Raw genomic sequence first — 9,339 nt, 5'->3', positions numbered from 1 at the left:
TAAATCAGGTTCTATCAAGCCACACACTAAATTCTCAGCCGAGATCTATGTGTTGGGTAAAGATGAAGGTGGTCGTCATACACCATTCTTCAACGGCTATCGTCCACAGTTCTACTTCCGTACGACTGACGTGACTGGTGCAGTTGAATTGCCGGCAGGTACCGAAATGGTGATGCCTGGTGATAACGTCTCTATCTCAGTAGCGCTGATTGCGCCTATCGCGATGGAAGATGGCTTACGCTTCGCTATCCGTGAAGGTGGTCGTACCGTTGGTGCTGGCGTTGTCGCTAAAATCATCGAGTAATTAATTTTTACAGGCGGCAGGAATTTCCTGCCGTTTTTGCTCTTTAAAGGAAAAAACCATGGCAGCTCAAAAAATTCGTATCCGTCTGAAAGCTTTTGATTATCGTCTGATTGATCAATCTGCTCTGGAAATCGTTGAAACTGCGAAACGTACAGGTGCTGTAGTAAAAGGTCCGGTACCATTGCCGACTCGTATTGAGCGCTTTGATATTCTGCGTTCCCCGCACGTGAACAAAACTTCACGTGACCAATTTGAAATCCGTACTCATCAACGTCTGATGGACATCGTTGACCCTACTGATAAAACAGTAGATGCATTGATGAAGCTGGATCTTCCAGCTGGTGTGGATGTAGAAATCAAGCTTTAATTCTAAAGTTGTCATTCTGGGAATGGCCTTTTAAAACAAAAGGCTGTTGTCAAATCAAGAATAGTCCGGTATAATCCGCGCTCTTCGGTGGACGGTCAATTGTAATCGTCTACTTTAAACTATTATAAGGAACTGATCATGAGCTTAGGGCTTATTGGTCGCAAGGTGGGCATGACCCGCATTTTTACAGATGAAGGCGCAAGCGTTCCTGTAACTGTGCTGGAAGTGATCCCTAACCGCGTGACACAAGTAAAGACAGTTGCAACTGATGGCTATACAGGCCTGCAGGTTGCATACGGTGAGCGTCGTGCTAGCCGTATCAACAAAGCGTTGACTGGACACTTTGCCAAGGCTGGCGTAACTGCTGGTGCTGGTATCAAAGAATTTAATGTGGTTGAAGATGTTCTGGCCAACTTCCAGGTCGGTGGAAATATCACTGTTGATATTTTCTCCGTGGGTCAGTTGGTAGACGTGACTGGTACATCCATCGGTAAGGGTTTTGCCGGTGCGATCAAGCGTCATAACTTCTCATCTAACCGTGCTTCTCACGGTAACTCTCGTTCACATAACGTACCGGGTTCTATCGGTATGGCGCAGGATCCAGGTCGAGTATTCCCTGGTAAACGCATGCCTGGTCATTTGGGTGACATCAAAGTTACTACCCAAAACCTGGAAATCGTTCGTGTAGACGTTGAGCGTAATCTGTTATTGATTAAAGGTTCCGTACCCGGCTCCAAAGGTGGCAATGTTGTTGTACGTCCAGCCATCAAAGCGAAAGGGGCTGCATAATGGAATTAAAGCTGATTGATCTGAACGGCAAAGTTGCTAAAAAAGGTGTGGATGCGTCTGATGTAACTTTCGGTCGTGAATTTAACGAATCACTGGTGCATGAAGTGGTCGTTGCTTACATGGCGAATGCCCGTACAGCAACCCGTGCACAGAAAACACGTGCTACCGTTGCCCATACTACCCATAAGCCATATGCGCAAAAGGGTACTGGTAACGCTCGTGCTGGTATGACTTCCAGCCCGATCTGGCGCGGAGGTGGTCGTGCATTCCCTAACAGCCCTAACGAAAACTACAGCCACAAAGTAAACCGTAAGGCTTACCGTGCAGGCATGCAGACTATTTTGTCTGAGCTGGTTCGTCAGGATCGTTTGAAAGTGGTTGATACATTTACTATCGACACACCAAAAACAAAACAATTGGTACAGAAAATCAATGCACTGGGTGTTGACGGTGGCGTATTGGTGCTGATCGATGGTTTTGATGAGAATTTGTACTTGTCTTCCCGTAACCTTCCAAACGTTTTGGTAGTTGAGGCGCAATTTGCTGACCCGGTCAGCCTAGTGCGTTTCCCTAACGTTTTGGTCACTGCTGGTGCAGTGAAAAAACTTGAGGAGATCTTGGCATGATTACCGCAGCAACCAAAACTCAAGATCGTTTATTGCAAGTGATTTTGGCACCACAAATTACCGAGAAGGCAACGTTTATTGCTGACAAGCATCAGCAAATTGCTTTTAAAGTACGTACTGATGCAACCAAGCCTGAAATCAAGGCTGCAGTTGAATTGGTATTCAAGGTCGAAGTGGCTTCTGTGTCTGTGATTAATGTTGCAGGTAAAGTGAAGCGTGCTGGCCGCCGTGCTGGTAAGCGTAGTGACTGGAAAAAGGCTTACGTTAGCCTGAAACCAGGTCAAGAAATTAACTTTGCAGCTGGCGAATAAGGAGAGAAGATATGGCATTAGTTAAAGTCAAACCAACTTCCCCCGGTCGTCGTGGTGTATTGAAGGTTGTCACACCTGATCTGCACAAAGGCAAGCCTTACGCGCCGCTGTTGGAAAGTCAAAGTAAAAATGCTGGTCGTAATAACAACGGCCGCATTACAACCCGTCACCAAGGTGGTGGTCATAAGCAGCATTACCGTGTGATCGACTTCCGTCGTAACAAGGATGGTATTCCTGCAACTGTAGAGCGTATCGAGTACGATCCAAACCGTACAGCCAACATCGCGTTGCTGTGCTATGCGGATGGCGAGCGTCGTTACATCATTGCGCCCCGTGGCATTGCTGCCGGTGCACAACTGGTAAGCGGTTCTGAAGCACCTATCCGTGCTGGTAATGCATTGCCATTGCGTAACATCCCGGTCGGTAGCACGATTCATTGTATCGAAATCCAACCTGGCAAAGGTGCGCAAATTGCACGTTCAGCCGGTACTTCTGTCCAGTTGCTGGCGCGTGAAGGTGCTTACGCCCAGTTGCGTTTGCGCTCCGGTGAGGTTCGCCGTGTACACGTAGATTGCAAGGCAACCTTGGGTGAAGTGGGTAACGAAGAGCATTCATTGCGTTCTATCGGTAAAGCTGGTGCGATGCGCTGGCGTGGTGTTCGCCCAACCGTTCGCGGTGTGGTGATGAACCCGGTTGATCACCCGCACGGCGGTGGTGAAGGCCGTACTGCTGCAGGTATGAACCCGGTTTCACCATGGGGTCAGAAAACTAAGGGTTATCGTACACGTAAGAATAAGCGTACTGATAACATGCGCGTAAGTCGTCGTCCGAGAAATGTAAGGTAATCGCCATGGCACGTTCTATTAAAAAAGGTCCATTTGTGGACGCTCACTTGGCTAAAAAAGTCGAAATTGCGTCAGCGAACCGCGATAGAAAACCAATCAAAACTTGGTCTCGTCGTTCGACTGTATTGCCAGACTTTATTGGTTTAACCATCGCAGTGCACAATGGTAGACAGCATGTGCCTGTGTTGATTTCTGAAAACATGGTTGGTCACAAACTCGGCGAATTTGCGTTAACACGCACTTTCAAAGGGCACGCGGCTGATAGAAAAGCGAAGAAGTAAAGGGCTGATATGCAAGTTACTGCAATTTTAAAAGGCGTACACCTTTCTCCGCAAAAAGCGCGTCTGGTGGCCGACTTGGTACGTGGCAAGAAAGTAGATCACGCTTTGAATATTCTTGAGTTCACGCCTAAACGAGGTGCCGAGATTATCAAAAAAGTGGTGTTATCTGCGATTGCCAATGCCGAGCATAACAATGGGGCTGATATCGATGCATTGAAGGTAACTTCAATCTACGTTGATAAAGGCATTGTCATGAAACGTATCCGTGCACGTGCAAAAGGTCGCGCTGGTCGTATTACGAAACCAACATGCCACATTCATGTGACAGTCGGTGACTCAAAGGAATAATATGGGACAGAAAATTCATCCAATTGGGTTCCGTTTGAGCGTTCAGAAAAACTGGGCGTCACGTTGGTACTCAAATAGCCAGAACTTCCCTGCGATGTTGCAAGGCGACATCAAGGTACGTGAGTTTCTGAACAAAAAACTAGCTAGCGCCGCTGTAAGCAAAATCATCATCGAGCGCCCGGCTAAAAATGCAAAAATTACCATTCACAGTGCCCGTCCAGGTGTGGTGATTGGTAAAAAAGGTGAAGACATTGAGTCTTTACGTTCTTCTCTGCAAGGTTTGATGGGCGTTCCAGTGCATCTGAACATTGAAGAAGTGCGTAAGCCTGAGCTGGACGCAACGTTGATTGCACAATCTATTGCCCAGCAATTGGAAAAACGTGTGATGTTCCGTCGTGCCATGAAACGCGCAATGCAAAATGCAATGCGTTTGGGCGCACAAGGCATCAAGATCATGAGTTCCGGTCGTTTGAACGGTATCGAAATTGCGCGTACAGAGTGGTATCGTGAAGGCCGTGTGCCTCTCCATACACTGCGTGCTGATATCGACTATGGCGTGGCAGAGGCTTCTACCACCTACGGTATTATCGGGATTAAAGTTTGGGTATTCAAAGGTGAGATTTTCGGTGACAACGCAGCTAATGCTGCCGTAGCTGATGCTGAGCCAGAGAAAAAAGTAAGAAAGCCGAGGGCTAAAGATGCTGCAACCAGCTAGACAGAAATACCGCAAGATGCAAAAGGGTCGCAATAAAGGTATTGCGACTACTGGTAACAAGGTAAGTTTTGGTGAATTTGGTTTAAAAGCGATCGGTCGTGGTCGTTTGACTGCACGCCAGATCGAAGCTGCACGTCGTGTGATGACTCGTCACATTAAACGTGGTGGCCGCGTTTGGATCCGTGTGTTCCCTGATCAGCCAATTTCTAAAAAACCTGCTGAAGTTCGTATGGGTAATGGTAAAGGTAGCGTGGACTACTACATCGCTCAAATTCAGCCAGGTAAAATGTTGTACGAGATGGATGGCGTGAGCGAAGAGTTGGCTCGCGAAGCTTTCAAACTGGCTGCTGCTAAGTTGCCAATTGAAACTACATTCATGACCCGTCAAATCGGCAGTTAAGGAGTAGTGAGATGAAAGCTTCAGAATTTCGAGCAAAATCAGCTGAAGAGCTGAACACCGAGTTGGTTGAATTGCGTCGCGCACAGTTTTCACTGCGTATGCAATTGGCAACTCAACAATTGAACAAAGCAGATCAGCTGGGTAAAGTGCGTAAAGATGTAGCTCGCGTTAAAACCGTGCTGGCTGAGAAGGCGAAACAAGCATGATGACTGAAAAGGCGAAAGTAGTACGCAGTTTGACTGGTCGCGTAGTAAGCAACAAGATGGATAAAACCGTGACTGTGCTTGTCGAGCGTAAAGTGAAACACCCGTTGATTGGTAAAGTGGTTTCTAAATCAAATAAATTTCATGCGCATGATGAAGCAAATGCATGCAATGAAGGTGATTTAGTAACAATTACCGAATCACGCCCATACTCAAAGACCAAGTCTTGGGTAGTAAGCAAAATCGAAGCTAAGTAAGGCTTCAAATATAACTGGAAAAGCGCTTGTCACAAGCGTTTTTTTAGTTGTATAATGTTGGACTTTTCGGTGCCCGCCTTAGATGGCATGTAGCTGGCACCCCAATACTGACCGTGGTCTATTGGCCGTAACGTGATTTTGAATGAAAGTTCAAAACAGGCGGCTGTAGTGGTTATAACGGATTAAGTTGGAGATTATTTCTCATGATTCAAATGCAATCTCGGCTTGAAGTGGCCGACAACACTGGTGCGCGTTCCGTGCAGTGTATCAAGGTCTTGGGTGGTTCCAAGCGTCGTTACGCCAGCATTGGCGACATCATCAAGGTCAGCATTAAAGATGCTGCTCCACGTGGTCGCGTCAAAAAAGGTGAGATATACAACGCTGTGGTTGTGCGTACCGCTAAAGGTGTGCGTCGCCCGGATGGTTCCTTAGTTAAATTCGATGCCAATGCTGCAGTCTTGTTGAACAACAAGCTTGAGCCAATTGGTACACGTATTTTTGGCCCGGTGACACGTGAGTTGCGCAGTGAGCGCTTCATGAAGATCGTTTCATTAGCGCCTGAAGTGCTGTAATAGGCTGGAGACGATAAATGAGCAAAATTCGCAAAGGTGACCAAGTCATTTTGAATACAGGTAAAGACGCTGGTAAAACAGGTGCTGTTTTAAACGTCTTGCCAACCGGCCATGTAGTGGTGGAAGGTCTGAATGTGGTGAAGAAACACACTCGTCCTAACCCTATGCGTGGTGTTACTGGTGGCATCATCAGCAAAGAAATGCCTTTGGACATTTCTAATGTGGCGATTTATAACGCTGCAACTAAAAAAGCTGATCGTGTTGGTTTTAAGGTACTCGAAGATGGTCGCAAGATTCGTGTTTACAAATCTAGCGGCGAGTCTATCGACGCATAGGAATACATATGGCACGTTTAAAACAGTTCTACAAAGATACAGTAGTCGCCAAATTGACTGAACAATTTGGTTATACCTCTTCAATGCAGGTGCCTCGTATCGAAAAAATTACCCTGAACATGGGCGTAGGTGAAGCTGTAGCTGATAAAAAAGTTATGGAGCACGCAGTTTCTGATATGGAAAAAATTGCCGGTCAAAAAGCAATCGTAACTAAGGCTAAAAAGTCTGTTGCTGCTTTTAAGATTCGTGATGACTATCCTGTTGGTTGTAAAGTCACTTTGCGTCGTGAGCGTATGTATGAATTCCTCGATCGTCTGATTACTGTGGCAATTCCACGTATTCGTGACTTCCGTGGTATTTCTGCTAAATCTTTTGATGGCCGTGGTAACTACAACATGGGTGTTAAAGAGCAAATTATTTTCCCGGAAATTGAATACGACAAAATCGATGTATTGCGCGGGATGAATATCACCATTACAACGACAGCACAAACAGACGAAGAAGCAAAAGCACTGTTGGCTGCATTTAGTTTCCCATTTAGAGGTTAAGTCATGGCAAAAGTATGTATGACAGAGCGCGAGCAAAAGCGTCGCGAAACCGTAAAAAAATATGCAGCCAAACGCGCTGAATTGGTTGAGATTATCAACAGCCAAACTGCAAGCGTTGAAGATCGTTTTGCTGCACGTTCGAAATTGCAAAGTTTGCCACGTAATTCCAGCCCAGTGCGTACACGTAATCGTTGTGCATTGACTGGTCGTCCACGTGGTGTGTTCAGTAAATTTGGTATCGCACGTAATGAGTTGCGTAAGTTGATGATGGCTGGTCATGTACCAGGTGTCACCAAGGCCAGCTGGTAACGGAGGAATAGAACATGAGTATGAGTGATCCGATTGCCGATATGTTGACCCGTATTCGTAACGCGCAGCGTACGAATAAGCCTACAGTATCAATGCCTGCGTCTAAAGTTAAAGGCGCAATTGCAAATGTATTGAAAGACGAAGGCTACATTGAAGATTTCAATGTTCAAGCCAACGAAGGTAAACCTGTTTTGAACATTAGCCTCAAATACTACGCTGGTCGTCCAGTGATTGAGAAGATTGAGCGCGTATCTAAACCAGGTTTGCGTATTTATAAAGGTAGTCAAAACATCCCACGCGTGATGAACGGTTTAGGCGTAACTATCGTCTCTACTTCACGTGGCGTAATGACTGATCGTAAAGCACAAGCTGCCGGTATCGGTGGTGAAGTTCTGTGCATCGTGGCCTAAGAGGAGTTTGATATGTCACGTGTTGCTAAAAATCCGGTTGCGATTCCTGCCAAGGTAGAAGTCGTTATCTCTCCTGCTGAGATCGCAGTAAGCGGTCCTCTGGGTAAATTAAACCAAGCGTTGTCAGCAGATATTTCTGTGACGCGTGATGGTGAACAGTTGTTGGTAAAAGCAAATAAAGATACACAGCATTCGCGAGCAATGTCTGGGACCATACGTGCCCTGCTTGCAAATATGGTGCAAGGTGTTTCAGCTGGTTTTACCCGTAAATTGACACTGATTGGTGTAGGTTACAAAGCCAATGCTCAAGGTTCGACTTTGAATCTTGAATTAGGTTACTCGCATCCGATCAACCACAAAATGCCTGAAGGTGTGACGGTGCAAACGCCTACGCCAACAGAAGTTGTGTTGACCGGGGCTAATAAGCAGGTGCTTGGCCAGGTCGCAGCGCAGATCCGCGGCTACCGTGCTCCAGAGCCATATAAAGGCAAAGGTGTTCGTTATGCGGATGAAGTGGTTGCTATCAAAGAGACCAAGAAAAAATAAGTAAAGCACTTATAGGTTAGACAATAACCTGAACAGTGAATCAATATTAAAGGTAAATTCAATGAAAAACGTAAATAACCGCTTGCGCAGAGCACGTAAAACCCGTGCCAAAATCGCCGAGTTAAAAGTTACACGTTTGAGTGTACATCGCACCAATACCAATATTTATGCTCAGATCATTACTGAAACTGGTGATCGCGTATTGGCGAGTGCATCTACCGTTGAGGCTGATGTGCGTCAACAACTGAAAAATGGTGGCAACATCGAAGCTGCAACCTTGATTGGCAAGCGTATCGCTGAAAAAGCTGTAAAAGCCGGCATCACTGACGTTGCTTTTGATCGTTCAGGTTACAAGTATCATGGTCGTATTAAGGCTTTGGCTGATGCGGCTCGTGAACATGGTCTCAAATTCTAATAGGTGAGATAAGAATGGCTAAAGATTTTGAACAGCAGCAAACTGACGGTTTGCGTGAAAAAATGATCACTGTTAACCGTGTAAGTAAAACGGTTAAGGGCGGTCGTATCATGAGCTTCGCTGCATTGACCGTAGTTGGTGATGGCGATGGCACTGTTGGTATGGGTAAAGGTAAAGCACGTGAAGTGCCAGTGGCTGTACAAAAAGCCATGGATGAAGCCCGCCGCAGCATGGTAAAAGTGAACTTGAAGAATGGTACTTTGCATCATAGAGTCACCGGTGTACACGGTGCTGCTAAAGTGCTGATCCTGCCTGCCGCTGAAGGTACCGGTATTATTGCTGGTGGCACGATGCGCGCTATTTTTGAAGTGATGGGTATCACAAACGTGATTGCTAAGAGTCTTGGTTCTTCCAACCCTTACAATCTGGTGCGTGCAACCTTGAACGGTCTGGCTTCCATGAACACACCAGCTGAAATTGCTGCTAAACGTGGTAAGACCTTAGAAGAAATCAGAGGTTAATCATGGCTAAAGCAAAAAAAGAAAACGCTAACTTGAAAGTAACGTTAGTAAGAAGTTTGATTGGTCGTATTGAAGCGCATAAAGCGACAGTACGTGGCTTGGGTCTGCGTCGTATGCACCACACAGTTGAAGTGCAAGATACGCCAGAAATCCGCGGCATGATCAATGCTGTAAGCTATCTTTTAAAGGTTGAAGCATAATGCAATTGAACACGATTAAGCCTGCAGAAGGCGCTAA

At 46.1% G+C, this 9,339-nt stretch carries 21 protein-coding genes; all 21 read left to right on the top strand.

The annotated features are described in order from the left end of the window. Window positions 1-304 (top strand): EF-Tu C-terminal domain-related protein (locus VK958_RS11070; RefSeq protein WP_473964688.1); only part of this gene is annotated, 304 nt, incomplete at its 5' end. Window positions 305-362: 58 nt separating this feature from the next. Further along, window positions 363-671 (top strand): 30S ribosomal protein S10, encoded by a 309-nt coding sequence (gene rpsJ / locus VK958_RS11065; RefSeq protein ID WP_011478646.1) that lies wholly within the window; start codon window positions 363-365, stop codon window positions 669-671. 138 nt (window positions 672-809) lie between these two features. Beyond that, entirely contained in the window at window positions 810-1,460 is a 651-nt protein-coding gene (gene rplC / locus VK958_RS11060) for a 50S ribosomal protein L3 (protein ID WP_325241275.1), read from the top strand. Then, window positions 1,460-2,086 carry a 50S ribosomal protein L4 gene (rplD, locus tag VK958_RS11055; protein ID WP_325241274.1) on the top strand — a complete coding sequence of 209 codons (627 nt, stop codon included), beginning with the start codon at window positions 1,460-1,462 and terminating at the stop codon, window positions 2,084-2,086. The genes rplC and rplD overlap by 1 nt, the downstream gene beginning before the upstream one ends. Further along, entirely contained in the window at window positions 2,083-2,397 is a 315-nt protein-coding gene (gene rplW, locus VK958_RS11050; protein WP_325241272.1) for a 50S ribosomal protein L23, read from the top strand. The genes rplD and rplW overlap by 4 nt, the downstream gene beginning before the upstream one ends. An 11-nt stretch (window positions 2,398-2,408) precedes the next feature. Continuing rightward, on the top strand, window positions 2,409-3,242 hold the full coding sequence (rplB, locus tag VK958_RS11045; protein ID WP_325241270.1) for a 50S ribosomal protein L2: 834 nt from the start codon (window positions 2,409-2,411) through the stop codon (window positions 3,240-3,242). Between the two features lie 5 nt (window positions 3,243-3,247). Further along, window positions 3,248-3,523: a 30S ribosomal protein S19 gene (gene rpsS / locus VK958_RS11040; RefSeq protein WP_325241268.1), complete on the top strand. Its 276-nt coding sequence runs from the start codon at window positions 3,248-3,250 to the stop codon at window positions 3,521-3,523. A gap of 9 nt (window positions 3,524-3,532) precedes the next feature. Next, window positions 3,533-3,871: a 50S ribosomal protein L22 gene (rplV, locus tag VK958_RS11035; protein WP_325241266.1), complete on the top strand. Its 339-nt coding sequence runs from the start codon at window positions 3,533-3,535 to the stop codon at window positions 3,869-3,871. Window position 3,872: 1 nt separating this feature from the next. Further along, window positions 3,873-4,586, top strand: a complete 714-nt coding sequence (rpsC, locus tag VK958_RS11030) for a 30S ribosomal protein S3 (RefSeq protein ID WP_055827131.1) — start codon at window positions 3,873-3,875, stop codon at window positions 4,584-4,586. Beyond that, window positions 4,570-4,986: a 50S ribosomal protein L16 gene (gene rplP, locus VK958_RS11025; RefSeq protein ID WP_055827127.1), complete on the top strand. Its 417-nt coding sequence runs from the start codon at window positions 4,570-4,572 to the stop codon at window positions 4,984-4,986. Before rpsC ends, rplP begins: the two co-directional genes overlap by 17 nt. 11 nt (window positions 4,987-4,997) lie before the next feature. Continuing rightward, window positions 4,998-5,192, top strand: a complete 195-nt coding sequence (rpmC, locus tag VK958_RS11020; RefSeq protein WP_055827124.1) for a 50S ribosomal protein L29 — start codon at window positions 4,998-5,000, stop codon at window positions 5,190-5,192. Beyond that, window positions 5,189-5,446, top strand: a complete 258-nt coding sequence (rpsQ, locus tag VK958_RS11015) for a 30S ribosomal protein S17 (RefSeq protein WP_325241262.1) — start codon at window positions 5,189-5,191, stop codon at window positions 5,444-5,446. Before rpmC ends, rpsQ begins: the two co-directional genes overlap by 4 nt. A 203-nt stretch (window positions 5,447-5,649) precedes the next feature. Next, window positions 5,650-6,018, top strand: coding sequence for a 50S ribosomal protein L14 (gene rplN, locus VK958_RS11010; RefSeq protein ID WP_019881229.1), 369 nt, complete (start codon window positions 5,650-5,652; stop codon window positions 6,016-6,018). A gap of 17 nt (window positions 6,019-6,035) precedes the next feature. Beyond that, window positions 6,036-6,353 (top strand): 50S ribosomal protein L24, encoded by a 318-nt coding sequence (rplX, locus tag VK958_RS11005; protein ID WP_055827121.1) that lies wholly within the window; start codon window positions 6,036-6,038, stop codon window positions 6,351-6,353. Between the two features lie 8 nt (window positions 6,354-6,361). After that, window positions 6,362-6,901 carry a 50S ribosomal protein L5 gene (gene rplE, locus VK958_RS11000; RefSeq protein WP_325241256.1) on the top strand — a complete coding sequence of 180 codons (540 nt, stop codon included), beginning with the start codon at window positions 6,362-6,364 and terminating at the stop codon, window positions 6,899-6,901. Between the two features lie 3 nt (window positions 6,902-6,904). Continuing rightward, a complete protein-coding gene (rpsN, locus tag VK958_RS10995) occupies window positions 6,905-7,210 on the top strand; it encodes a 30S ribosomal protein S14 (RefSeq protein WP_325241254.1) in 306 nt (101 codons plus the stop codon). 14 nt (window positions 7,211-7,224) lie between these two features. Then, window positions 7,225-7,620 carry a 30S ribosomal protein S8 gene (rpsH, locus tag VK958_RS10990; protein ID WP_055827112.1) on the top strand — a complete coding sequence of 132 codons (396 nt, stop codon included), beginning with the start codon at window positions 7,225-7,227 and terminating at the stop codon, window positions 7,618-7,620. A gap of 12 nt (window positions 7,621-7,632) precedes the next feature. After that, a complete protein-coding gene (gene rplF / locus VK958_RS10985; protein ID WP_325241251.1) occupies window positions 7,633-8,166 on the top strand; it encodes a 50S ribosomal protein L6 in 534 nt (177 codons plus the stop codon). A gap of 61 nt (window positions 8,167-8,227) precedes the next feature. Continuing rightward, window positions 8,228-8,581, top strand: coding sequence for a 50S ribosomal protein L18 (rplR, locus tag VK958_RS10980; protein WP_325241249.1), 354 nt, complete (start codon window positions 8,228-8,230; stop codon window positions 8,579-8,581). A 14-nt stretch (window positions 8,582-8,595) separates the two neighbouring features. Further along, the gene (rpsE, locus tag VK958_RS10975; RefSeq protein ID WP_325241246.1) at window positions 8,596-9,102 is read left to right on the top strand and encodes a 30S ribosomal protein S5; all 507 of its coding nucleotides are present in this window, start codon (window positions 8,596-8,598) and stop codon (window positions 9,100-9,102) included. Between the two features lie 2 nt (window positions 9,103-9,104). Further along, the gene (gene rpmD, locus VK958_RS10970; RefSeq protein ID WP_325241244.1) at window positions 9,105-9,302 is read left to right on the top strand and encodes a 50S ribosomal protein L30; all 198 of its coding nucleotides are present in this window, start codon (window positions 9,105-9,107) and stop codon (window positions 9,300-9,302) included. Window positions 9,303-9,339: the final 37 nt, after the last annotated feature.

The organism is Methylophilus sp. (assembly GCF_035460085.1).
Classification (GTDB): Bacteria; Pseudomonadota; Gammaproteobacteria; order Burkholderiales; family Methylophilaceae; genus Methylophilus.
Note: the sequence above shows the minus strand (reverse complement) of the source record. Positions and strands in the feature narration are given on the sequence as shown.

Coding starts and splice junctions, on each gene's coding strand:
- rpsJ (WP_011478646.1), top strand. CDS start 363: ATGGCAGCTCAAAAAATTCGTATCCGTCTGAAAGCTTTTGATTATCGT.
- rplC (WP_325241275.1), top strand. CDS start 810: ATGAGCTTAGGGCTTATTGGTCGCAAGGTGGGCATGACCCGCATTTTT.
- rplD (WP_325241274.1), top strand. CDS start 1,460: ATGGAATTAAAGCTGATTGATCTGAACGGCAAAGTTGCTAAAAAAGGT.
- rplW (WP_325241272.1), top strand. CDS start 2,083: ATGATTACCGCAGCAACCAAAACTCAAGATCGTTTATTGCAAGTGATT.
- rplB (WP_325241270.1), top strand. CDS start 2,409: ATGGCATTAGTTAAAGTCAAACCAACTTCCCCCGGTCGTCGTGGTGTA.
- rpsS (WP_325241268.1), top strand. CDS start 3,248: ATGGCACGTTCTATTAAAAAAGGTCCATTTGTGGACGCTCACTTGGCT.
- rplV (WP_325241266.1), top strand. CDS start 3,533: ATGCAAGTTACTGCAATTTTAAAAGGCGTACACCTTTCTCCGCAAAAA.
- rpsC (WP_055827131.1), top strand. CDS start 3,873: ATGGGACAGAAAATTCATCCAATTGGGTTCCGTTTGAGCGTTCAGAAA.
- rplP (WP_055827127.1), top strand. CDS start 4,570: ATGCTGCAACCAGCTAGACAGAAATACCGCAAGATGCAAAAGGGTCGC.
- rpmC (WP_055827124.1), top strand. CDS start 4,998: ATGAAAGCTTCAGAATTTCGAGCAAAATCAGCTGAAGAGCTGAACACC.
- rpsQ (WP_325241262.1), top strand. CDS start 5,189: ATGATGACTGAAAAGGCGAAAGTAGTACGCAGTTTGACTGGTCGCGTA.
- rplN (WP_019881229.1), top strand. CDS start 5,650: ATGATTCAAATGCAATCTCGGCTTGAAGTGGCCGACAACACTGGTGCG.
- rplX (WP_055827121.1), top strand. CDS start 6,036: ATGAGCAAAATTCGCAAAGGTGACCAAGTCATTTTGAATACAGGTAAA.
- rplE (WP_325241256.1), top strand. CDS start 6,362: ATGGCACGTTTAAAACAGTTCTACAAAGATACAGTAGTCGCCAAATTG.
- rpsN (WP_325241254.1), top strand. CDS start 6,905: ATGGCAAAAGTATGTATGACAGAGCGCGAGCAAAAGCGTCGCGAAACC.
- rpsH (WP_055827112.1), top strand. CDS start 7,225: ATGAGTATGAGTGATCCGATTGCCGATATGTTGACCCGTATTCGTAAC.
- rplF (WP_325241251.1), top strand. CDS start 7,633: ATGTCACGTGTTGCTAAAAATCCGGTTGCGATTCCTGCCAAGGTAGAA.
- rplR (WP_325241249.1), top strand. CDS start 8,228: ATGAAAAACGTAAATAACCGCTTGCGCAGAGCACGTAAAACCCGTGCC.
- rpsE (WP_325241246.1), top strand. CDS start 8,596: ATGGCTAAAGATTTTGAACAGCAGCAAACTGACGGTTTGCGTGAAAAA.
- rpmD (WP_325241244.1), top strand. CDS start 9,105: ATGGCTAAAGCAAAAAAAGAAAACGCTAACTTGAAAGTAACGTTAGTA.